Source organism: Bacillus sp. D48C (assembly GCF_053345735.1).
Genome location: NZ_JBKFAQ010000020.1, coordinates 29,141 through 52,181 on the forward strand (window position 1 = coordinate 29,141; position 23,041 = coordinate 52,181).

Annotated in this window: 33 protein-coding genes and 3 pseudogenes; all 36 read right to left on the reverse strand. The window is 35.6% G+C overall.

What is annotated here, in order from left to right; translation table 11 throughout:
• Positions 1–22: 22 nt before the first annotated feature.
• The 36 genes and pseudogenes from ACLBXA_RS28115 to ACLBXA_RS28290 all read right to left on the reverse strand — a co-directional run bounded on the left by ACLBXA_RS28115 (position 23) and on the right by ACLBXA_RS28290 (position 22,217).
• Positions 23–1,576, reverse strand: coding sequence for an SGNH/GDSL hydrolase family protein (locus ACLBXA_RS28115; protein WP_447617659.1), 1,554 nt, complete (start codon positions 1,574–1,576; stop codon positions 23–25).
• A gap of 13 nt (positions 1,577–1,589) precedes the next feature.
• A complete protein-coding gene (locus tag ACLBXA_RS28120) occupies positions 1,590–2,399 on the reverse strand; it encodes a distal tail protein Dit (RefSeq protein WP_447617660.1) in 810 nt (269 codons plus the stop codon).
• A pseudogene (locus ACLBXA_RS28125) lies at positions 2,396–3,835 on the reverse strand (phage tail protein); the annotation flags it as partial. The gene ACLBXA_RS28120 and the pseudogene ACLBXA_RS28125, both read right to left, overlap by 4 nt.
• A gap of 228 nt (positions 3,836–4,063) precedes the next feature.
• Positions 4,064–5,332, reverse strand: a pseudogene (locus tag ACLBXA_RS28130) (tape measure protein); the annotation flags it as partial.
• Between the two features lie 260 nt (positions 5,333–5,592).
• Positions 5,593–6,819 (reverse strand): annotated as a pseudogene (locus ACLBXA_RS28135) (hypothetical protein); the annotation flags it as partial.
• Positions 6,820–7,060: 241 nt separating this feature from the next.
• The gene (locus tag ACLBXA_RS28140) at positions 7,061–7,423 is read right to left on the reverse strand and encodes a hypothetical protein (RefSeq protein WP_447617661.1); all 363 of its coding nucleotides are present in this window, start codon (positions 7,421–7,423) and stop codon (positions 7,061–7,063) included.
• A 4-nt stretch (positions 7,424–7,427) separates the two neighbouring features.
• Positions 7,428–7,997, reverse strand: a complete 570-nt coding sequence (locus tag ACLBXA_RS28145) for a major tail protein (RefSeq protein ID WP_098013652.1) — start codon at positions 7,995–7,997, stop codon at positions 7,428–7,430.
• On the reverse strand, positions 7,998–8,327 hold the full coding sequence (locus ACLBXA_RS28150) for a hypothetical protein (protein ID WP_447617662.1): 330 nt from the start codon (positions 8,325–8,327) through the stop codon (positions 7,998–8,000). It abuts the gene before it with no gap.
• A complete protein-coding gene (locus tag ACLBXA_RS28155) occupies positions 8,324–8,680 on the reverse strand; it encodes an HK97 gp10 family phage protein (protein WP_447617663.1) in 357 nt (118 codons plus the stop codon). The genes ACLBXA_RS28150 and ACLBXA_RS28155 overlap by 4 nt, the downstream gene beginning before the upstream one ends.
• Positions 8,673–8,972, reverse strand: a complete 300-nt coding sequence (locus ACLBXA_RS28160) for a phage head closure protein (RefSeq protein ID WP_447617664.1) — start codon at positions 8,970–8,972, stop codon at positions 8,673–8,675. The genes ACLBXA_RS28155 and ACLBXA_RS28160 overlap by 8 nt, the downstream gene beginning before the upstream one ends.
• Positions 8,969–9,241: a head-tail connector protein gene (locus tag ACLBXA_RS28165; RefSeq protein ID WP_033695359.1), complete on the reverse strand. Its 273-nt coding sequence runs from the start codon at positions 9,239–9,241 to the stop codon at positions 8,969–8,971. Before ACLBXA_RS28165 ends, ACLBXA_RS28160 begins: the two co-directional genes overlap by 4 nt.
• A 2-nt stretch (positions 9,242–9,243) precedes the next feature.
• Entirely contained in the window at positions 9,244–9,534 is a 291-nt protein-coding gene (locus ACLBXA_RS28170; protein WP_025921820.1) for a hypothetical protein, read from the reverse strand.
• A gap of 36 nt (positions 9,535–9,570) precedes the next feature.
• Positions 9,571–10,737 (reverse strand): phage major capsid protein, encoded by a 1,167-nt coding sequence (locus tag ACLBXA_RS28175; protein ID WP_447617665.1) that lies wholly within the window; start codon positions 10,735–10,737, stop codon positions 9,571–9,573.
• Between the two features lie 13 nt (positions 10,738–10,750).
• Positions 10,751–11,335: an HK97 family phage prohead protease gene (locus ACLBXA_RS28180; protein WP_070179834.1), complete on the reverse strand. Its 585-nt coding sequence runs from the start codon at positions 11,333–11,335 to the stop codon at positions 10,751–10,753.
• Entirely contained in the window at positions 11,301–12,512 is a 1,212-nt protein-coding gene (locus ACLBXA_RS28185) for a phage portal protein (protein WP_325764574.1), read from the reverse strand. The genes ACLBXA_RS28180 and ACLBXA_RS28185 overlap by 35 nt, the downstream gene beginning before the upstream one ends.
• A 15-nt stretch (positions 12,513–12,527) precedes the next feature.
• On the reverse strand, positions 12,528–14,219 hold the full coding sequence (locus ACLBXA_RS28190) for a terminase large subunit (protein WP_447617666.1): 1,692 nt from the start codon (positions 14,217–14,219) through the stop codon (positions 12,528–12,530).
• Positions 14,206–14,580, reverse strand: coding sequence for a hypothetical protein (locus ACLBXA_RS28195; protein ID WP_000985225.1), 375 nt, complete (start codon positions 14,578–14,580; stop codon positions 14,206–14,208). The genes ACLBXA_RS28190 and ACLBXA_RS28195 overlap by 14 nt, the downstream gene beginning before the upstream one ends.
• Positions 14,581–14,682: 102 nt before the next feature.
• Positions 14,683–14,871, reverse strand: a complete 189-nt coding sequence (locus ACLBXA_RS28200; RefSeq protein ID WP_447617667.1) for a hypothetical protein — start codon at positions 14,869–14,871, stop codon at positions 14,683–14,685.
• Between the two features lie 2 nt (positions 14,872–14,873).
• On the reverse strand, positions 14,874–15,176 hold the full coding sequence (locus ACLBXA_RS28205) for an HNH endonuclease signature motif containing protein (protein ID WP_447617668.1): 303 nt from the start codon (positions 15,174–15,176) through the stop codon (positions 14,874–14,876).
• 43 nt (positions 15,177–15,219) lie between these two features.
• The gene (locus tag ACLBXA_RS28210; RefSeq protein WP_447617669.1) at positions 15,220–15,432 is read right to left on the reverse strand and encodes a hypothetical protein; all 213 of its coding nucleotides are present in this window, start codon (positions 15,430–15,432) and stop codon (positions 15,220–15,222) included.
• 6 nt (positions 15,433–15,438) lie between these two features.
• Positions 15,439–15,642, reverse strand: coding sequence for a hypothetical protein (locus ACLBXA_RS28215; RefSeq protein WP_098282746.1), 204 nt, complete (start codon positions 15,640–15,642; stop codon positions 15,439–15,441).
• 21 nt (positions 15,643–15,663) lie between these two features.
• A complete protein-coding gene (locus ACLBXA_RS28220) occupies positions 15,664–15,981 on the reverse strand; it encodes a hypothetical protein (RefSeq protein ID WP_447617670.1) in 318 nt (105 codons plus the stop codon).
• A complete protein-coding gene (locus ACLBXA_RS28225; RefSeq protein ID WP_447617671.1) occupies positions 15,978–16,238 on the reverse strand; it encodes a hypothetical protein in 261 nt (86 codons plus the stop codon). Before ACLBXA_RS28225 ends, ACLBXA_RS28220 begins: the two co-directional genes overlap by 4 nt.
• Positions 16,239–16,274: 36 nt before the next feature.
• Complete coding sequence (locus ACLBXA_RS28230; RefSeq protein WP_447617672.1) at positions 16,275–16,523, reverse strand: hypothetical protein; 249 nt, start codon at positions 16,521–16,523, stop codon at positions 16,275–16,277.
• Between the two features lie 276 nt (positions 16,524–16,799).
• Entirely contained in the window at positions 16,800–16,988 is a 189-nt protein-coding gene (locus tag ACLBXA_RS28235; RefSeq protein WP_447617673.1) for a hypothetical protein, read from the reverse strand.
• Between the two features lie 12 nt (positions 16,989–17,000).
• On the reverse strand, positions 17,001–17,195 hold the full coding sequence (locus ACLBXA_RS28240) for a hypothetical protein (RefSeq protein WP_447617674.1): 195 nt from the start codon (positions 17,193–17,195) through the stop codon (positions 17,001–17,003).
• A 62-nt stretch (positions 17,196–17,257) separates the two neighbouring features.
• Positions 17,258–17,479, reverse strand: coding sequence for a hypothetical protein (locus tag ACLBXA_RS28245; RefSeq protein WP_335390784.1), 222 nt, complete (start codon positions 17,477–17,479; stop codon positions 17,258–17,260).
• A gap of 90 nt (positions 17,480–17,569) precedes the next feature.
• Positions 17,570–17,806 carry a hypothetical protein gene (locus ACLBXA_RS28250; RefSeq protein ID WP_447617675.1) on the reverse strand — a complete coding sequence of 79 codons (237 nt, stop codon included), beginning with the start codon at positions 17,804–17,806 and terminating at the stop codon, positions 17,570–17,572.
• A gap of 242 nt (positions 17,807–18,048) precedes the next feature.
• Entirely contained in the window at positions 18,049–18,384 is a 336-nt protein-coding gene (locus ACLBXA_RS28255) for a hypothetical protein (protein ID WP_447617676.1), read from the reverse strand.
• 1,027 nt (positions 18,385–19,411) lie between these two features.
• Positions 19,412–19,612 carry a DUF1653 domain-containing protein gene (locus ACLBXA_RS28260; RefSeq protein ID WP_447617677.1) on the reverse strand — a complete coding sequence of 67 codons (201 nt, stop codon included), beginning with the start codon at positions 19,610–19,612 and terminating at the stop codon, positions 19,412–19,414.
• Between the two features lie 20 nt (positions 19,613–19,632).
• A complete protein-coding gene (locus ACLBXA_RS28265; protein WP_447617678.1) occupies positions 19,633–20,016 on the reverse strand; it encodes an ArpU family phage packaging/lysis transcriptional regulator in 384 nt (127 codons plus the stop codon).
• Between the two features lie 253 nt (positions 20,017–20,269).
• Positions 20,270–20,692 carry a DUF1064 domain-containing protein gene (locus tag ACLBXA_RS28270; protein ID WP_447617679.1) on the reverse strand — a complete coding sequence of 141 codons (423 nt, stop codon included), beginning with the start codon at positions 20,690–20,692 and terminating at the stop codon, positions 20,270–20,272.
• A gap of 37 nt (positions 20,693–20,729) precedes the next feature.
• The gene (locus ACLBXA_RS28275; RefSeq protein ID WP_447617680.1) at positions 20,730–20,912 is read right to left on the reverse strand and encodes a hypothetical protein; all 183 of its coding nucleotides are present in this window, start codon (positions 20,910–20,912) and stop codon (positions 20,730–20,732) included.
• A 17-nt stretch (positions 20,913–20,929) separates the two neighbouring features.
• Positions 20,930–21,178, reverse strand: a complete 249-nt coding sequence (locus tag ACLBXA_RS28280; protein ID WP_100651078.1) for a helix-turn-helix transcriptional regulator — start codon at positions 21,176–21,178, stop codon at positions 20,930–20,932.
• 601 nt (positions 21,179–21,779) lie between these two features.
• Positions 21,780–21,974 (reverse strand): hypothetical protein, encoded by a 195-nt coding sequence (locus ACLBXA_RS28285; RefSeq protein ID WP_098039933.1) that lies wholly within the window; start codon positions 21,972–21,974, stop codon positions 21,780–21,782.
• A 33-nt stretch (positions 21,975–22,007) separates the two neighbouring features.
• Positions 22,008–22,217, reverse strand: a complete 210-nt coding sequence (locus tag ACLBXA_RS28290) for a hypothetical protein (RefSeq protein ID WP_345742617.1) — start codon at positions 22,215–22,217, stop codon at positions 22,008–22,010.
• Between the last annotated feature and the right edge of the window lie 824 nt (positions 22,218–23,041).

Consider the following 23,041-nt stretch of genomic DNA (forward strand, 5'->3'; position numbering starts at 1 on the left):
AATGTATTAATATAATGTTCTATTATAATGATTCTAAAAATGTCGCAATTCTAGGAGCGAATACTTTATAACCTTCTGGATTTGGATGCAATCCATCTTGATTACTAAAGTACGTGTTATTAATTAGATCCGAATTAGGATAAAGTCCGCAGTTGTTGTATAGATCAAGAACTGGGATTCCGTATTTCGTACCAATTTCTTTAACTGCGTTCACATAGGTAGACAAAGGAACAGCTAATGAAGGCCCGCGTCTTTGCATAGGAGTAATAAAAGCTATCTTCTTACCAGGGAATTTCTCAATTAATCCCAACGCTAGTATATTAAGAGCTCCATAGAATTCTGTTTTTACAGTACTATTAATCGTCCCTAATGCAAGTTGGTTCCCGTAATCATTTGTTCCACAAAATACCGTAATAACATCTGCATTGTTAATCATATTTACGTAATCCGTTACAGCTGGTGGATATTGAGGGTCTTGAGCAGGACGTGATGCAATTGTCCTTCCACTCAAACCGTAATTTCTCGGTATAACACCATGTGATCTAGAGATTAAAGCAACATAGTTATCTGAACGGAAATTATCTGTAATACTGTCTCCGTATGCGTTCCATGTAAGTCCATCGATTTTAGATTTCTTTAAAGTAGGATTGATGTTATAAATATTAGGATCAAAACTATATTTTCTGAACGGGATGTATTGAGATGGATATACATTCCCCTTCACAAACATTTCTGTATCTAACCTTCCAATCTGAGTGATAATACGAATATACCTTATCCCTTTCCCTGTGGGGATAACGAAAGGTGGATTACCTTGTATTGTTTGAACGAACTGTTTATTGCTATCCCAGCACGAACGGTAACCAGATGAAAGTTGTGTATAAGTTTCACCTTCAATAACCTCAATAAAATCAGAAGTCATCCAACCTGTGTCATTAATAAAAGCACCAGTGCTATCGTAATAACCAAATATGGCCTTCGTTTTATCAAATAAATTTTCGGAAGGCGTTAAGATCATATTTGGTAAGGCGGAAGGGGTCTCAATATTCCCCTGTACAACTTTCAAACTTTTCTGTTTGACTGCATAATCATCATAGGTTAATAGAACTTTTCCATTATTGACTTGTGGTGTACTATCACTTATATCGAATGTAAATATAGCGTACGCTATCCCGCTTCCTGCTGGTATTGTTATAGTTTTCCCTAACCCAGGAGGACGACCACCTAAAAATTTATAATCTTTATCATAGTAAGTAACCACTTTATCTACTTTGCTTGTATAACTTTGCCCTTCAACCATAGCAACATAATTCGAAACGGCAAAGGCCGCATTGTTTACCCATACACCACTTTCATTAAAGTATCCACCTAAACGGAAAGCTTTTTTATTTATGAGGTTATTACTCACTACATCGAATTGATTTAAATTTAAAATCGAGATTTCCGTCTTAACGATATCTGCTGTATTTTTAATCGTTTGATTAAGGGACACATTCGCGTTTTCTATAGCTTGGTTTATTTTCCAATAACTTTCATCAAGAAATTCATTACCATTTAATTTAGGCGCATCAGCCATTTATGTCACCACCTTATATATATTTAGCGCGGTATTTGAATGCAATGTTGATATTTAGGTTAGAACCGCCTATTTGTATTGCATTAGCGCCTGTCATAAACTCTAATTTTTCTAAATTCCCCTGTAGTTGGAATAAGAAATTCTGACCGTTTTTTATTGCTGCATATCTTTCTGCATCTATTAAAATTGTGGAATTTGCAAAAGTTCCAAAAGAAAAATTCTCACCTTTTATAGTGAGAGTTAATGAAGTTGCACTACCCGATATCTCTATTGTCGGCCTTACAACAAGCGACCCGTAATTATTAATTGATAAAGTTTGTGGGCTGGTAATTGTATAGGATGTTCTTCCAAGACCAATAGGTATTTGAGACATCCAAGGGATACGGTCACCCCATTTGATTCCCTTCGTACTTTCCAAAATAGAATAGGCGTGTGGATCATATGCGGTTAAAGGTAATTCAAACTTTCCCATTCTAAAATAACGATCAATTGGAATTGAACCACTGTATCGAGCGAGATAATATTTATCAGGCTCATAATCATAAATCAACTTCACTTCTTTTGGTTTTCCATAAGGATCAATAAAAGCAGCTACCATTTTTCTGATAGCTACCGCTAATTTATGTCTATCTTCTTGCGGTTTAATGATTAATGGTAAATTAAACTGTAATGGGTCAATATCAGAACCAAAATAATAAGCACCAGGGCGCCCAGGAATAGATACTGTATAATCACGAATTGGCGGAGCGGCTGGATGTTGGAATCCTGATAAAAGAGCTAAATTTAATTCATTTAGTCTTTTACCATCTATAGTTAAACTCATAATTGCCCCACCCTTCTTCCTGATGTTTTAATATGTTTTCCTAATTCGACTGCTAATTTTTGTACATCGGCTTCTTCTCTAATTACAAAAGTAGAACCTCTAAACATATCAGCAAAGTTATAGGAGTCTGATTTATTTGCATTTGAAGAGGAATTTCCATCCCCATTTCTTTGGCTTGCGTTTCGACTCATCGCTTCTGAACTGTTAGCCAGACTGCCATATACATTGCTCATGACACTTTTTAATCCAGATAACTCTTTCATAGAATTAGCCATCGAATAACTCATATCGCCAATTAATCGACTCATGGTGCCTGTAATACCAAGTGATTTTTCATTTGACGATAAAGGCGTTACCGAAACGCGATTACCTCTTTTAGTAAATAACTCTGGTCCAGCTTCTCCGGCAATAAATGAACCATCACCAAGAACATGTCCACCTGTCGCTAACATTGGTATTGTAGGGATATTTGGTTTACTTCCGCCCGCAAATGGAACCCAATCAGGCATTTCAATACTATTTATACCTTCAATTAATCCGTTAATCATTGAAATAACAGCATTTATTGGCGCTTTTGCTGCTAATTCTATTCCGTTAAATACTCCATCAAATATTTTCACAATTCCTTTCCATGCTTTGTCCCAATCTCCTGAGAAAGCACCAGAAATGAAATCGATAATTCCGTTTAAAATCGGCTTTAAGACCGTATCCCACACAACTTTGATTCCATCAAATGCATCTGATACAACACTACCAATAGCACTAAACACAAATTTAAAAGCTGGTAACAGTACATTTTCTATGAATGATGAAATTTTCGAAAAAACAGGTGAAAGTATTTCTTCCCAAACTCGTTTGATAATATCAAATGCATCTTTGACAATATCTTTTATGATTGTGAAGCCTTTATCAAACACTGGTTGCAGTGTTTCAGTGATTATAGATACTATTTGATCTATCGTCGGCTTGAAATATTCGTTGTATATGGCCATGATTTTGTCGCCGAATAATACCCATATAGCAATTAATCCAGCGATGGCTGCAACCACTAAAGTAATTGGACTTGTTAATACAGCCATAACTCCTGCCCAAGTTAAAGTTTGGGTAGTGATTAATAAAAGTAGTGGTGCTAATGCAGCACACAGACCAAGAACTATCCCTAATACAGTAACTATCCCTGTAATAGCAGCTGCTAACACCGGGTGAGCAGAGATAAATTCAGCTACCTTAGAAACAATATCAGCTACTACAAGTAACACGGGTTCAAGAGCTTCTTTTAAATCGTTCATGGCCTCTTTCAACTTGACCATCGGTGATGCATCCGTTTTACTTACGGACTGTTGTAAATCATCTATGCCTTGTTTTAAGTCGGCTTGTTTTTGTTCAGTTTGTAAAATAGTATTTATGATTTTTTGACCTTGGTCTTCCCACATTGTCATTTTGTTATCGTAAAGGCTTTTTATCCTCTACTTCTTGCACTTCCTATTCATGCAAGCTCGGCATACGTTTTCACTTATAAAGTGTCGCGGTCTCGTGGAGGGATTATATCTTTTCACCCTCTATGCTCTGCCCCTGACTATACTTCGTATAGCCTTCGGTTCAAGTCAGGAATCTCACCCTTCTTGCTTCATACCGCAATTTTAATTCGGCACAATTTATCATCTACCGAAAAGTTCTACACCAATTGCTTCTTTCAAATCTGCATCCTGGATTTGATCTAGCCATTTAACCATATCCACAAATGCTTGTTTACCTTCTTCTCCACCTTTAGCAATTGCTTTACCCCAACCCTCTAATTGAGCAAATATTTCTTGTACTGCTGCGCTATCTGGTGGATTTTTTGCTAGTTCTAATTTCTGTGCATTCATTTCTTTGAAAGACTCTAATTCAGCTCTATGTGATTCGCGAACAGCGTCCATTTCATCACTTAAACGTTCACTTAACGCTTGTTTACGGTCATTATGATTTTCTTTTAAAGCTGATAAATTAGCTTGATTTACTTCTCTTAATGAATCGAGTTGCGCTTTATTTGATTCGCTAATAGCCTTTAAGTTTTCTTGCTTACTTTGCTGAAAAGCTTCTTTTTGTTCTTGCTGTCGTTCTTTTAAAGCTTCCTTTTCATTGTTTATTTGCTCTTTAACTTGTTCTTTACGACTATCTATCTCTGATTTCAGTGCCTCTTTTTTCGCATCAGACGCTTCTTTTATGCCGTCTTTTTCCTCTTTCAATCTATCAATTTGACTTTTACGTTCTTCACGTATCTTATCCAAACGCATTTTTTCTTCAAGTTCTTGTAATGCTTTGATTGCCGCCTGTCGTTCTTCTTCATTTTTCGCTTTACTTATTTTAACTTTTAGATCAGCACGTTTTTCAGCATTCTCACGGTCTTTAAAATATTTATCTTCAGCTGCTGTTTTCGCATCTAAAGAATTAATTTGATCGTCTACCGATTTAAGACGATTATATTTTTCCTCATCAATTAATTTCATACGTTCCATGTATTCTTTATCGATGAGCTTTAATTTCTGTTCAGACGACTTTTCAAATGCTTTAACTTCCGCTTCGAGCGATTTCTCAAGTGCTTTTTGTTGTCTATCATAATTTTTTGATGCTGCATCATATTCAGCGCTAAGTTTCTTCTCTAAATTCTTTTGTTGATTTTCATAACTTTTAGAAACTGCATTGTATTCAGCATCAAGACTTTTAGCTAATGCGTTTTGTCTTTGACTATGACTTTTAGAAAGTGCCTTTTCTTGATTACTAAATGAATTCGCAAGTGCAGATTCTTGTTTAGCAAATCCCTTTTGCATCGCTGATATCTGTGCATCAGACATTTTTTCAGTATCGTCTACAGCATCACGGACAGCATCCTTCATAGAATTACTTAACCCACGCGACATTTCAACAGAACGGATACGTCCTTCTTTTAAACCCGATATGTTCAACAGGATTCGCAAGTCCCTGCCAGTTCTCTTATGAACTTCTGTATATCACTATACAGACCAGACTATATCATCATCTTTGTATAAGATGCTCCCCATTTCGGATGTCATTAGCTTACACCCTACGTCTTTCGACTAGTCGTTACACACTTCCTATTTATAGGCTTGGCTCGGTATTGTCTCTTATGTGAGAGTTTCACCGAATTAGAGGAGTTTACTATGAATGTCACCACTCATAGGGACAATTGTTTATCCAATAAGTTATCAATATTCCAAGATTTTTCCTTTGCTGCACTTGCCATAATACTTTGTACTTCTTGTGCCGTATAACCAACTCGTCTTAACTGCGCGCCATATTCAGCAATGATATCGAGTTGTTCTGGCGGGAATCCGATTTTTAAGAGTGAATTAACTAAGCCTAGTGCTTCTTTATTCGAAATATTTAATTCGCTACCGATTTCATTAGTTTCTTGTATTAATTCTGTAAAATCAATTTGCGAATAGGAACTAGCTATACTAGCTGCTCCCTTTATAATTTCCGTATTTGCTGCATCAGAAGCATCTTTATTCAATGACCATTGTCTTCGTACACCTTCCAATGCTTCCTCCGCATCACCGCCATAGGCTGTGACAGTTTTAACTGCATCCTCCACGGATCTCTTTGAGGATTCTGGAACGTCAAAAGTAATATCAATTTTTGTCTTTAACTCAGACATATCTAGAGCCTGTTCGACCACTTCTTTAAGTCCTAGACCGGCACCTATTCCAGCTACTACGTTTTCTAACTCAACACCTAATCCCTTAACGCTTTCGCCAGCTTCCTCTGCTTCTTGAGAGAGCTGATTTAAATCATTTCTAATGTTTTGAATAGAATTACCATCACCAACAGAACGAAGAGCTTGTTGCAACCTGCCAATATCTACTTCGGCCCCTAGTGCTTCTCTTCCGATTATCTCAATAGCTTGATCTAGCTGCCTACTTGATGCCGTACCGTTTTTAATTGCATTCACAAGACGATTCCCTAATGCATCCGCAAAATCATCAACACTTTTTCCTGTGGCGCTAAATAAAGTCTCTAATTGTCTTGTTGAACTTGCTGCTTTTTCTTGCTCAGCCTTTAATCCTGCAAGACTGTTTTTGAATCCATTAAGTTGCCCTTCTGTAAATTCAATTTCGCGCCTAAACGCTCGATATTGCTCTTCGTTAATCGCGCCACTTTCAAACTGTGCTTGTACTTGCTGTTGAGCCGCTTTTAAGCTATCTAATTTTTTCGTTGTATTCTCAATTTGTTGTGTAAGCAATTGTTGTTTTTGCGCTAGTGCCTCCACATTACCTGGATTGAATTTCAAGAGTCGTTCAATATCTTTTAGCTCTTTAGATAGTTCACCACTTCTTTTATTAACATCTTTCAAGGCATTTTGTAGACCGGTGGTTTCCCCACCAATTTCTATCGTTATTCCCTTAATTCTTCCTGCCATGTTATCACCTTACTTGCTTAGAAATTATTAAAGTCATCTTGTGTAGCTGTTCTTGTATTTTCTTGTTCTTTCTTCGGATTTCGTAATTCAACATACTCATCGATATAATCCAAGCAATCACCTATTGTCATATCTTCTAAATCATCTTTTGCTAATTTGCATGAATAACAAAGAGCAAGGAATGTATCAACGGAAAATCCACCTTTCCCATCATTACGTCCTTGCTCTTGTTCATTTTCTGTTAGTTTTTTTTTGACTGAACCGTGCTTTTAATTAAGTCCTGAATTTCGGTGATAATTTCAGCAATCGGAAATTCTCCGAATGTATCCAGCCAAGTTAATGGGTCTTGGACTTCTTTATTTGCTGTTTTAGCAAATGCCCATACTAAGTTATAAATAACTTCAAAATCTAATTTACTTAAATCAACCTGTGAAAGGTCGATATTATTTTTGTCGCCATCCGTTGAAATATATGAAGAAAGCACCCCTAAACTAAGGATATCCGCAAACATATCGCGCCTAAATTGGGCTTTGTAGCGAATAGCTGTACCGGCAGTACTTTTCAAAAGCACAGCCTTTTCATCGATTACAATTGTTTTTTCCATCTAGTTACGCCCCCACAACTTTCTCATATACTTTTGTATACCAAGCGTCGTAAATACCAGCTGGTGTTGCAACAGTTGTTGAATCCTTCACTTTTAATGTTCCTGGATGCTGTGATGCAACGAATTTCAATTCTGTTGTAGTTGGCTCTGTTTTATCGCTTTTTGTAGAAGAGCCAAATCCTGGGCGTGATACAGTCACGTTATAAAGTAAATGACGGATCGCTTTTACATCGCCATCAAATTCAAACATAAGAGCAATTCTCTTTGTTTTTGCATTTGCAACTTCTGAAATTACCTTGTCAGTTTCATCTAAAACTTCTCCTAACACTTCAGTTCGAAAAGCTTCTGTGAGCTTAGCAAGATTTAAAGTACCTTCATAACCTTGGTTACTTGATTCAGTGTAGTAATTGCTATCATCAGCATAAAAGTCCGATTGTTCACCTTTTGGTTCCAATTTCATTTCAACCGCACCTGGTAATTTAGCTGGTGTTCCATATGTGATTTTCCCTGTTTCATCTTCAGTAATCACGCTATAATGTACTTTCTTTAGACCGAAAATAACTTTATTCTCCATTCATATCAACCTCGTTTCGTATATTTTTTGAAATAGTTTCTCGGAATCTATATAAATTTCAGATGACTCATAAGGGATCTCATTGTCATCCAATACTTGTTCAAGTTTGGATTCTGCAACCAAGTCTTTTTTGGCTGTATAAAGCTCAATGTTTACATCGCTTATTTTTAAATGCACCTTATTGTCAGCAATCATGTTTGGCGAACCAGTTACAAGATAACAAATGAAAGGCGGTTTAGGTACAGGATTGACTATTGTAGCCGTAAAATGCGAATAAGCCACAGGATAACCTGTAGCATCTAGAATCTTCTTTAATTCACTTAATGTCATTGCTGAATCGCCCTTTCGACTCGCTCTAAAAGTTCGTTTACTGCTCTTTCTTCAGCTGGAGCGATATGAACTTTAGCTGGAACACGCCCACCATTTACCTGTGCATGGCCCATTTCTAATAAGTGTGTAAGCTGAGGCTTTAATGCGTTATGGACAATAAAACCATTGCCTTCCTTCTTCTTACGCCATCCCTTGGCATACTTACCTGTATTTTTAGGACTGTTTTCTTTCAAATCACTCACTAGATTATTTGCAACTACCTCTTTTTCAACTTCTAACTTTTCTTCTACTTCTTTTCCATACCTTTGTAGTTCTCTAGCAATATCATCTGCTAGACTATCAATACTAGCCACCAGCTAACACCTCACAATACAATTCGATTTTTTCATCTTCGCGTTCGTATGTGCGGTATATGTTATATTCTTTTTCGCGGTACATAACTTCACGTTCATCTTGATAATCCAAAATGTGGACGATTAAAACACAACTCGCTTTAATGTCACTTTGACCAGCTTGGAAGAATTCTGATTGAGGGACAGATTTCTTTTTACAAAATACTTGTCTATTAAACGTTCTTACTTCCTCTTTTTGTCCTAAATCGTCTTCCATGACTGTAACTATTGGGAAGTGTAGAATATCGTTCATTTATAATCACCCGCTAAAGTAAGATGATTCTTGAGCATGTTATACGATAATTGGAATCGCTCTGCTTCCTTAGCATCAGCAATAAAATTAGCTTTTGTATACATAATTATTGCTCGTTTAATTAATGGATCTGTATCATCATTTGATTTAAAACCAGAAACACCAGATAACTTCAAATCAGTTCGGGCCGCTTCAATTAAATCATCAATTTCGTCATCTAAAGCATTATGCGAAACGCGCAATGCCTTTTTTACCACTTCAAGCATCATGTTTATTCACCAACTGGTTCAAGTTCTTCTAATGCTTTAAGTGCTGCTTCTTTTCCTTTAACTTTTTCTCCATTAGGAAGTTCATAATACCCTCCGCCAACATGGACGATTTCAGGAACAACTGGTTTATAATCAACAACTGGTTCGGTTTCTAAGAATCCTTCTTTTTGTAAGAACTCTACTCTTTCTTGGTCATCTGTTTTATATGATTCTCCAACACTATAATGCACATAGGAGAACTTATCGCGGAACGCTGTAATTACTTTAAATTCTTGCATTTTCTTTTCAGACATAAAAATACCTCCTTAATTCAAATGAAAAAGCGGCTATTAAACAGTAGCCGCTTTCTTAACACGTAAGAATCCATTTTTAGAGATTACATTACCACCTGCAAATACTGAACCTCTATGAGCGATCATACCTTGCTTAAATTTGAAGTCAGTTGAACGTTGCACATCCATATCAGAGAAGATAGTAAGTTGGTAGTTTGATAATGGACCGTAAGCCATATTAAATTGACCAGCTGTAGTTGCTGCATCAGATACTGCTTTACATGCACTATTAATAATAAACGGTACACCATCAATTGTTCCGGAGTTGCCATGAGAAACAACGTTGTACACTTTTTTACCATCAGAACTACGAAGTTTAGCGAATGATTTTAAATCCTTTTTATTCAGAATTAAAACAGCTGCATCTTCAACATCTTCATCTCCACCATAGCTATAGATAATGTCATCTAAAGTGGAAGCATCAATTTTTGAGATTTCTAAATCTGTTGCTGGATCAATCGCTTTAGCTGCTGCTGAAAAAATACCAACAAGTCGATTAGTTGCACCTGTACCAATTAAAATTTCACGAGTTAACTTTTTACGAGTAGCTACAGTGATACCTTTCATTACTTCACCATCGTAATCAGCTGCTGGTAACTTTTGAAGCTCTTCTGTGTCTTCTGAATAAGCTGTAACCTTTGCTTTAGTGATGTCTGCATATCCAAATTTTGTCTCGGTATTAGCATAATCACTACCTTCAGTTGTATAATCACCTTCACCATAGCTTTCGAGGTATGGTTGTTGGTAGCTTTCTCCACCTTTTAATGTTTTTGTAGATACACGATCAATCAGTGTAGAAACTTCATTAAAAGTAGGTCGAATATCTGAAGCGCTATGTTTTGGTAATACTACATTTCCGCTTCCTACAGTAACAGCACGGTTTTCCATCAATGCTTGTCCACGTTTTTCTGAAGCTTCTAACTCTACATCTGGTTGAGGTGTCTCATTGTTAAATGTTTCAACTACTGTACGCGTTTCTGTTTCAGCATTGTTATTAATAACCTCAGCTTCTTTCAGTAAACGTTGACGAGTTTCGATTTGTTTTTGCGCTTCGTCAAGTTCACGTAATTCAGTTTCAAATGCTGCTAAATCAACTTCTTGGTCACCTTGTAGTAAAGTGCGAATTTCTGCTTTTCTAGCTAAAATTTCTTGTAGTGTTTTCAAATAAATCTCTCCCTTATAAGTAAGTTTTTAAAATTAGTTTTTTTCGTAAGTCTTTTTGATTACGTTCATCTACAAATTGTTTATATGGATCATGACTTCTGGCTGAGACTTGAGAATCTGGATAAGCTGGGAAGGCGACAGGGCTAATTTCAACTAATTTCGCCCTTGTAACACTACGTACAATGTTATCTGGATCAGATTCATCCCATTCTTCTTTTACCATTTGGAAGCCAAAAGAAACGCCGTCAACATCACCGCGCTTAATAGTTTTATACGTATCATCACCTAGCGTTGTATCAGCTAAATCTAATTCGAATCGAAGTCCAATTTCATCTTCAAACAATCGTAGAGTCCCATTCTTAGTTCTACCTAAAACTTGAGAATAATCATGGCTCCATAACGCTAATTGATCATCCTGTGTTAAAGAATCTGTAAAAGCTCCGCGTTTAAACTGTTCTTTAAATCGTCTCCAGTAACCCATTGTCACAGACTTCATTTCCCATTTAACTGCATATCCGACAATTGTTCGAAGACCGCCTTCAACTTCTCTTATTTCTAGGTTACTACTCAGTAGCTCCCTCTTTTCCGTTTGGTTCATTATTATCACCTCCTTCATCAGCGACTTTTCCTTCTTTAACTAGTGCTGTATCCAGCCTTCTAATAGGTTTATCGCCACCTTCAATTGGACCAAGCGATAAAATTGCTCTCCATTCGTTCGGCGTTAACGAACCTCTGTCTACCATTTGAACTAGATTCATTTTTGTACTCATAGAAGCGTATTGGAGAGAAGAAGATTCAAAAATGATTTTGTTCCCAAATCCTCTTTCTTTACGTGAAAAAAGCTTCCTGGTATATTCTCCAGCAAGCTGCATCGCAAATGGTTCTATTTCTGATTCATAATAGGCATTCCACTCGTCTTCATTGTATTTACTTTGTATAATCTTATCGTTTGTATTGAAGAAATTATAAATACGCTGTACGGTTTCTTGCATTTGCTTTGAGTCTGGAACAAACGCTTCCGGTTTAACTTGTTCTAAATCATATCGTGGATCAGAAGAAGCTGCTCCTCCATCATTAGCAATATTTAAATAGTTATTAACGAAATTCTTAACTTGATTATCAATATCTTCTTGTTTTAATACTGATTTAAATTTAAGAATCCACTTTACTACTGCACTATTTTTAATCGCTTTAACAATACCTTGATCAGTAGTTGTAACAATCTCCATTAACTGTGACAATGCGTTTCCTGGATGTTCTCCGAAAAAATCATTATCATTAAAGTCCTTACGCAAATGAATTACATCTGCATACGGTATAGTCATTTGTTTACCATTCTTAAAGTAGAACTTCAAAAAGATATCTCCATATGCTCCTTCAACTACTTCTACTGTTGTACAGGGGATAGGATATATCTCGGTAGCATAACCATAATCATCACGCTTAATATAGGCAAAAGCATTATGATTCAACTCTAATTGAATGGCCATTTTTTCTTGAAACATTTGTCCTGTCATTAAAGGATTAGGCTCTTCCAATATGAATCTTATATATGGTTCTGGATTAATTTTAAATTCATTACCATTATCACGAATATGTTTCGCAATAAGTTTTCCAACAGCTTTTGCTTTAGGGCGAATACAGGCTCGTATAATATCACTTTGATAAATATCGCCATGCCATGAGAAAAAGCCTCCGCCATTGTCGTTTATCATTTCAAAACGAGTTGTTGTAGGAGCTTGTTTCTTCCCAAATATCTTATCGAATAATCCCAATTTCTCACCTCCTTCTTAAATCATGTTGAGATAATCATTTCTCTTCTCTTGAAGGATTACATAAGCGTTTAAAAGCGCTGCCGTTCCATCGATACGGCGTCTTTGGTTCTTTGTCTTATTTGGTTGTATATTTAAGTTCTTATCGATATCAATAGCGGTATTAGAAAGACACCATTTATCAATTGGATTGTTGTTGTAATTCACCAATTTTGATTCCAAGTCAGCCCCTAATAATTTCATTGGACTTGAAAGTGTTTGTTTACCTTGTGCAACTGGAACCATAGCTTCTTTACCAAAATAACCTTCCATTTCTTCAACCCAATACTTCGCTGACCATCTATCATAACCAATCCAAGGGAGATAAATGCCGTATTCATCTCTAATTTCTAAAAACCATTCAGTAACATACTTATAATGAACTGAATTTCCTGGAGTAGTTCTTAAAAGATCTTGTTCATACCACAAATCGTATGGTATTTTATCTTCTTTACTTCTTTGCTCTAATAAATCTTCAGGTAACCAGTACATTTGCTTCACATATATGTTTTTGTCATCTGGAAGCATAAAAATAACCTTCGCTGCAGTTAAGTCGGTTGTCGAAGATAAATCACAACCACCAATACCATAGGAAGGTTTTAATTCTGCAATATCAAATATTGCAGTGTTATTTAATTGTTCAAATGTTAACCATGCTTCTGTTGACGTTTCTCTAATATTAAAATCTTTTGTAAGTAAGTTCTTAACAAGCATAGCATTTGCTTTTGCTTTTTCAACTTTGCTTCTTAATTGGTCTAAATTTTTGATTGTACCTAATCCTGGATTCGCTTTTTTCCAACTAGACTCTTCTGTCCACTCTTCGCGTTTATCCAATTCATAAATAATAGGAAGAACTCGTTCATCTTTATAACCATCTGGATCATCGTAACCATTGATAATACGTTCAGCTTCTTCATATTTGATATCAAAAATCCCTTCACGAACCGTACCAGCAGTTGTTGTAATAATTGATATTGGCTGTTCACGGGCCGTCATACCATCAACAATAACGTCATAAAGATTCTTGTCTTCAATAGCATGTAGTTCATCTATTAATGAACAATGCACGTTAAGTCCATCAAGTGTATTTGAATCGCTTGAAAGAGGTTTGAAAGAACCATCGTTAAAATCTGAAATCATTTCAGCTACTAACGTACGAATTCTTTTAGAAAGGATTGGTGATTTTTTCACCATTCTCTTTGCTTCAGACCAAATAATCTTAGCTTGGTCTTTTTTAGTTGCTGCCGATACGATTTCTGGACCTGGTTCATTATCAGCAACCATTAAATAAAGCGCAATTGCTGAACCCCAAGCCGATTTTCCGTTTTTACGGGCAACAATTAACATAAACTCACGGTATTTTCTTATACCATCTATTTTATGAACAAACCCAAATAAAGCAGCTGTCATAGCTTTTTGCCACAACTCTAATAAGAATGGTTTACCACCCATTTTACCTTTACTGTGTTTGCAAAAATTCTCAACAAATTCTATTGCATGATTTGCACGTTTGGCGTTATATTCCCATTCACTTTTTGTACTACTAAGGTCTGTAACGAGCTTTTTATAAACCCGCCTTACTTTGTCTGATACAATTTCTTGTTTAGTTTTTATTTTGTACCAGTATTCCAAAATTGGATTATAAGATAGAGGGTACTTAATCACGGCCATTTACAAAATCATCAAACCCGTCGCTATTCTCCTTGGGTTTTGGTGGTATTTTAGGAACATAATCGCCAAGTTGTTTCATGATAGATTGGTAGTTTTTATTCATCGATATATAACGCCTAGCTTGTGGACGCTCTCTTTCATACGGTTCTTGATTCTCTGATTGCGAGAACATTTCATCATAACCGTTCTCATCAAGATCTTTTCTAATATCTTCTAGCCGAACCCTTAAGTCTGCTGCTTCAACAATTAACCCCTCTACAACCATGAGGGTATCTTTTGGCATCTCTTTATAAATCCGTTTAAGTCTGTTTACTTCCTTCTTAACTCGTTCTTCTTTTGTTAATTCTTTCTTTATTGCCATCAATAACACCTCACTTTTTCTCGTATTGGGGTAGGGGGGTCACGCGGAATGACCTGTGTGTTACACGAAGCTCCCCTCTCGGTCCCCCTATAGACCCTTAGTTTATTTTTGATAGGGGGGGCTATCTGATATTTTTTCGTTTGAAATATCAATGATGCTAATAACATCATCCACATTAAAATAATGAGTTATATCTTTTCTATTTAGTGGTAATGCTTTATCAAATAAAATAATATTTCCAACTACAATCATAGGTTGTTCACCTCTAAGTTTTACTTTGTATTGATTCATTACTAATCCCTCCTAATCAAATCACCATTCTCATCAAACATTACATCTTCTCTAATCAATACAGCTTTACCAAACGTCTTAGTGTTATGACAAGGTAAGCATAGGTACTGTAGGTTCTCATGATTCAATGTGATATCTGGATTGTCTATAGTCTCTGGTGTTATCTCAACAATATGGTCAACGATATATCCCGGTACTTCTTTGCAATGCTCACACATGCCATCTAACGTTGTAGCGATGTATGATTCTCTGCACTTCTCCCATACTGTTGACTTATAAAACTTTTTACTGTATTCCTTAGCCATTCACCCACCTCACGATAATCTCTTCTGTAAATTTAGTGATTAATTAATCTTTGTTATAATCTTCGGTATCATCACTATCTGCATACAAATCTTCTTCTTTCATAGACTTTACTAATATTGGTGTACCAACCTTATGTTCATTTATTTTATAGATAATGATCTTAGCATCTGATATTGTACTTCTCTTTCCGTTCTCAGTTACCGTGTGACCTTCTACAAGTGGAATCTCTTTTAAGATTTGAATACTCCCTTTCATCTAACTTCACTCCTTATCACAAACCATATTTTCAGTCGTACTAACAATTACTTGATTGTTTACTATTTGAGTTGTTGTTGTATATTCTCCTGTACCAACCATCTTCCCACCTTTATCATGGCACTCTTTCACACTTATACAGAAGCCAATAAACGCAAGAATAACTAATATGAAACAAATAACTACTAGTGAGTTAAGAAATCTTTCCATTTACTCATCCCTTATCTTTCTTTAAGCTTTAGAAGTAAAAACCGTTCTTGGATTAGAAGAAGTACTACCAGAGCCACCACCTGCTGTCTTTGTAGGACCAGTATTCCATTCGTTCGGACTAATAGAAATATCATGTTTATAAGGATTTATATAAACAGGACCCTCCACAAATGTTGCATGTTTAACAATAACTTCAGCAATTCCATTTATCATCTCGATAGCATTTTCCTCATCCAATACATACCCTACTCTTCGTTGAATGGATTCACCTACAACTTCAAGAATCGGTTGAGACCATTCACGAATACCGAGTTTTACATTGAGATTAATCTCGCTCATCCTTCATCCTCCATTAATTCAGATTCCCTCATTCTTGTAAGTGCGTACTCGAGAGTACCTAAGATATTATCTGCGCTATTACTTTCACTTACTTGTACACTTAAAATATCAACTTTCTTTTTTAGTTCATCCACAGTTGCAGATAATGATTTGACTGATTCTTTTAACTCTTCATTTTCCATAGCTAAATTAGTTAAATACTCGATTCTCTTTTTAAATTTAACTTCTTCAAATATGTGTTTTTCAAAATCCGTCATCTCATCCTCCTTACAAAATAAAAAGCAGCTTATTAGCTACTGTAATTGTTCAACTATCTCATTAAATAACTGTTGCCCTTTTTCTGAATATCTTTCTAATCCACCATCAGCAAAGTATTCACCTTCACTGTTTATTATTTCAATTAGTACTTCGCCTTTTTCCCAAACCTGCAAGGAGAATGCTACACATGATTCGAATTCTTTTAACGCTTCTTCTCTATCTGCGGTAGCTAACATAATATCCGTATCAGCATGGTCCCACATCATAACTGTATAGATCAGCACTTTATCACCTCAAAAGAATCTCATTTTCATTTATTTATAGTCAAATTCAATTTATACAGGGAAATTAATATCCTATGCATCTAGTTTTATATTTAGTTTACATAATTATTGTTATCGGCAGTTCTTAAAAACCGATATTATGGGAAATCGTTGATAACACTAACTTCCTGTAACATATAATACCAGTTCTTTATGCATGTTTTTATACACAACGTAGTTTAGCGGGTTTTCAGCATCTAATCACCGTTATTTCCTGCATAAACTTAACCTTATTAACTACCTATACTTTTGTGCAGTTCTCATCTCTTTTGCAACAGATTTACATATTTCCTTTTCACGGTTCTCGCTATATACATAAAGGCATTCATAGATAACAGTTACCCACCCGTCTTTATCAAGTGGCATTAACGCATGCTTTTCCATCATTCTTTTATTAACTTCCTCTTTAAATAACTCTAAGTCCATTTTCCTCCTCCTCTATTTTTGTGCCCATTCTAATACACATTCCTTATTGCAAAAATGATAAACAGGAGGACCGCCATTAATGAAATTATAATAAGTCTCGTTATGCGTAATTTGACCACAGAAGCGTTCAGCATGAAATTTCATTTCGTAATACCTATCGTTATGTGTCATTTCCTTCTCGCAATTATCACATTTTAATAATTCCATCTGTTACCCTCCTCTATTTTCGTTTGTTTTGTGAAATGCAACACGTTTGCGCTTATCTTTCCTTAATTCAACTCAACATCGTTCAAATCTGTCCAATATACCTCACCTACATTATCACTCACACGTACTGATACACCATGCTCGGTTTCTGTTGCGTCAATTATTTCGATGTTACGTGTAATAGTGCCGGTTTGACCGATTAAATCTGGTCGTCTTTCAGCACCATTTTCGACATCATCAAGAAACTTCGAAATCTCTTTATGCAACTTTTCTCCGTATAACATTACCTCACCCCTTATCTTTCCTTAACAACAAACAAGACACCACCCAGAACACGGTAGCGCCTACGATAATTGCTATTGGTTTAATCATACTTATATTTGAGTGCCTCTACATATTGCTGTAGCTATTTCTTTTGCACTCGTAGCATTCTTAATTACTGGATTAAAATTAACCATTTGTACTGGTTTCTTTTCGAACCTATTCATGACCTTTTCTAGCTTCTCGAATGCACTAACACATTCATTTGCCACTTCAGTTAATTCTCTCATTTGTTTTAATGCTTCTTGAGTGTCGGCATCTACCTTAATAGTAAGTTTGTTCTTAGCCATTAATAATTATCCTCCTAACCAAATGTCCATTTTGTTCAGTTTTATATGCGGGTAAGGATTTGCACCTTACATGACAATGATTATAGTGTCAGTTTATTAAACCTGTTAACAAGGTTCATTGTCAGAGTGATGACACCGCACTCCACACTGTTACATGTGTTCGTCTACCTATTCCGCCACCGCATTATTGTTTAATGTGTAATTTCTATATAACAAATAAAAAAGCATCCATAATGGATGCTTTATTGTAAATTATTGTCTATTATTGATATTAACTTTTGATTTAAAGCTCCATGCATTAATACTTTTTCTTCAATTTCTTGGATTTCTTCAATGATTTCTCTATTATTTTGTTCTTCTCCCATACACAAATCATTAACTTCTTGCGCTGTCTTTGCACCTTCAAAGGTGTTACCATCCACTTCGTTTAAAAGAACATTATAACAATGTATCTTAGCGTTACTAACCTCTAATTGTAATCTTAGGACCTCTAAATCCTCCAACCGATCTTTTTGCTCTGATTGTAATGTACTTTTCCAATTCTTCATTTCTTCATGAACAAAATCTTTTTTCTCCATCTTATCAGCCCCTTTGTCTTTATATTCAAATTATAACAAAAATAAAAAGACAAAGATAATTCCTTGTCTTTTTATAAAGGGGATGGGAGAAAAGAGAGAAAACAAATAGCAAAGTTTCTCTTAGATCAAGGCTGAGTACTCCCAACCTTCTCCAAGCCACCGCATCATATAATTTTTTAGCTCTTATTAGCTACGCGCTTTACGTTCGGTGGCTAGGAGAAGACTAGGAATCTTCTCGTTTATACTCCGTAGAGTCGGTCAATACTTCGGCTGTCGCATGGCCTTCGCAAACCTTTTTTTATTATATTTCGTCCCGTGACAGATGAGATATAAATATTGTCGAATATAAAGGGAATCAATCTTTATATTCACATCAAGACGGTATTGCCTTTTTCCACCGCCTTACTACAACCAATATAGGGGATGTATCGTGAAAAGGGGATTAAACACGACAGGATGTATATTGGCTGTAGTAAAGAGGTGACTAGTCTCTTTACACCCTGGCTACACGCCCATGTAGTAAGAATCGTGAGTAATTACTATATGAACTATCATCAGGCTACGTATACAGCAGATCTTTTAAAATGTATTAATCCAAAACATATAGATTTTCTAGAACGAGTTCACTCAATCATGAGCAACACCCCCATTCGTAGAAATCAACATGACAGGAATAATAGATTTATATCTATTTTCAACGCAGAAGGTGGCTTCTATGTTGAACGATAGATACAAATTAGAAACAGCATGACGAATGCGAGTTATTTCACACCCGCCACACTGGAATATGTCTTCATTTGTTTTAATTGGTCTTTTCGTCTTAACGCGGGTTCTTACCGCCTTGCCCGCCCTACTATGCGGTATACGTTACCGTGACATTCTCGCATAAGAACGTTTCACTTATAGGTGTACTAATCCTCTTCGATATGCGGTTGTCAAAGGGCTTGTACATTAAGAATACTGTTGATTTGACTATCAAAGTTCTCTAAAAAACTCTCTAATTTTGTCCTATTTTTCTCCCACTTTTTCACTCAAAAACCTCCCTAAATCTAGGTACTATTGCATCATTTTCATCTAAAACTGATTCATGAAACATTTTTGATGGTCTAACCCAAACCTTCCCTGTCTCAACAGAAATATATACAACCATTTCTTCACCTGTTTCACTGTGATAAGCAAATTCTGATAATGTACGATACAAACCACCTTTGTAGTGTCTATATAACATTTTTCATCTTCCTTTCTTATTTAAATCATTCCTAATGATGTAGCGATTAAGCGTAGCGCTGTTCGTTTTTTCGCATAGTACGCATTCTTATACAATCCGATTTCTTCATATATAACCTCGTCTTTTAATCTTTTGTTACTCAGATACTTCTTCTTGATGATCTCGCTCTCGTCTTCATCTAAACAATACGTTAACGCCTTATCTATTTGTCTGAACTTAATATCACTTATCTTTCTTGTATCTCTAATTTCAGGGAATAAGCTGATTCCTTCCAGTCTGTTTTCCTGTTGGTTCTCCATTCTAATTTTTAAAGCTCGATATTCTTTCAGTACCTTTATTACCTCTTTTTCAATTGTCTTTTGCGTCTTGTCGTCGATTTCTGGAAAGAATGCTAATTGCTCCATCTGTAATCCCCCTATTTTTGAATTTGTCTTTTTAACATCACGTAAGGTACGTGAAATTTTACTATCTCTTTGTTGAATAAGGGAACGATGACTACAATACAGCCCCCACCACACTGTTAGTCATGGTTCCACTATCCATTAAATCCAATCGATATAACTAAATTTAGCTGGTCTAGAAAAATACACATCTATAACTCTATCGTTACCTTCAATACGATCCCAAACATATATCTTTGTCATCCGTTCAGCTCCTTTATGATCTTGTCCATTCACCTAACTTCTTGTCCCATATCACAACGATTAACTCCTGTTGATTTTGAAACTCCCATAATCTTCTTCTTAATGGGAATCCTTCATTAATTGCCTTCTTATGCCCCTTAACATCTACAACCTCTACACGACCATCTGAGTACGTCACTTTAAAATCTGGTGTAAACCTAGAGGCTGGCTTTTTAGACTTACCACGCTTCGTTATACTGCTCTTAATCTCAAAAGAAGGGATTAATATATAACTAGGGTGGCACTCTATATGAGTGACGTCACCCCTGCTTTTTAAGTACTTGTAATAGTTCATCTCTGACTGTGAATCGAAGTTAATTCCGTCATAAGTAACTTTCTTCTGTTTGATTCGTGGCGCATTCTTTTTCTTAGCTGTTGCCTTTCTCTTTCTAATCAACTAGTAACCTCACTTTCTATTCAAAGGATTATTTTGTTCAGTTTTTCTTTATTTTTAGAAATTCAATACTACTATAAGGAATTAAAGTTCCATTACATTCAATAGCACCTTTCTTGGTATAATCCACTGTCCCCATTCGTTCCCACGCTTTTTGCATTTCCTGTTCAGTGTCAAATATCCACCCTAAACTTCTTCCGCTTTTAAGATTAATCTCAATCATTTACCTCTACCTCCTTATTAATATCGAAAAGAAATATAACTCAGATTTACCACACTAGTTACAAATGATTCGCTATAAAAATACTTTGGTTTAACATGAAACCTCTTGCAAAGTACTTGTATTTGATTAAATGTTGGGGTGATTCTTGATCGCTCTATCTCAATCAACTTATTAACATCAACATCTAACAATTCAGCACCTTGTCCTTGAGTCATTCCGAATAAATGCCGAAGTTCCGTTAACTTCTCCCCGTTAAAATTACTCAAAATATTTCAGTCCCTTCTGAATAAAACTCAATATCGCGTCAATACTGTAGACAACCCATTAAGTTACTTTCTCCTTGTTCCCCTTGGAGAACCGAGCAGTTAGCTTTTGCTAACTGTTCTTTTATTTTTCATCACCTTTTTTATAAAGTGGCATACTTTGTATTGAACACTTTTCAATACACCTTCATAAGGCCTGCTTAAATGTTTTAAATTCACTCCGAGAAAGAGCACTGTTCGAAGGTGCTCTTTTTTAATTTTACACATCCGAATATTCCTTAATATTTAACACATACTATATATGGGCGATAAGCCAGAACTCTTTTAACCGTCCATGTATTCCTTCACTTCTTATCTGTATCGAGCAGTTAGATTTTGCTAGCTGCTCTTTTATTTGCGAACACTTTAGACAAGATTTCATATAATATATCCAGTCCGTCCTTATAACTTAAGCTCGTCAATTTCGTTATAAAAATAGCGTTATATCCTATAACTTTTTTCAAGAATCATACATATGTTATATATGAAAAAGTGGCTCTGTTTTATAAAAAGGCGGTTGCGGAAACAGCCGCCTTTTTATTTATGACAAAATGAAATTTTTATACTAATCTTCCTCAAGAACCGTAACAGTTAAGTAATTCCTAGCTCTCTTCCGTTTTGCTAACCTTCTCTGATAAGTTGGTGTTGTGTAATATTTAACCGTTTCAGGAAGTACGCCCATATGTTGAGCGCATTCCTTTATGGTCCCGAGACATACGAATGATTCACCTTTATAAACGACGTACTCCTTTAAGTTCATTTCTCATTCCTCGTTTCTACTAAAATGAAGTTTTTATTCAATTTCTGCGTTTATGCCATCTTCGCTTAGAAACTCACATAATATTTCTAAGTCTCCACTCGCCACAACCATTTCCCAAGCTTCACCTTCATATCCATACTCTTCTGCGAGAACATTTACAGCATGTTCAAAATTCGTAAAACTAAGTTCTCCGTAATTTATAACCAAACTTCGAACGTTATCCGGTTCTTCCGTTTGTTCCAGTTTTAACTCATCGATAGTTATGTCTTTTTCAACTAGCACCTCTTCTTCGACATATCCATCACGAACACGATCGGCTGCTTGTTCTAATGTTTCTGCTTCTACAATTCCCTCATACACCTTAGTTTCCGTATACGTTACAGTAAATGTTTTCATCATTCATTCTCCTTTTCTAATAAAATAGCGTTTTTATATAAAAATTTTTCACCTTTTAATCAGACAAGCATATGTTATTGTATGGAAACACTCCATTCCATAAGTTCAAACCTTTTAAACTAGGAGCACACTTATATGTGTGCTCTCTTTTTTATTTATTTTCAAATAACGATTTTGTTATATATGTTTTTTCACACTTCATAAGAAAATACATATATTAATATGGGTTGCACATGTATTCATGCTTACAAATTAGGCCTTGTGAGCTGACACCTATTTTCTATTAAAAATCTTGGTCAGAGAGCGCTTTTTAAAGCGCTCTTTATATTTAAATAAAGATTTTATAAAAAACGCACCTATACTAGAAACCGACATAAAATAATCATGATCAACTCAGAAGTAGTCATTGAGCGCCTTTTATGGCGCTCTTTATTTGTAATTAAATAAGAATTTTGTTTAAGTATTAATAAATTTCTTCTGGATAGAGCACTCTATAACCAAAAAGGAGTAATCATGAAAACCTTAAAATATACCGCACTTTTATTCGGCTGGATTATATACGCATCATTTTTGTATGCAATATTCTTTTTATGATTACTCTTTCTATACATAAGTCTAAAATTTATAAAACACTTTAATTTTCCATCTTCTCAAAATAACTATTTTGTCCA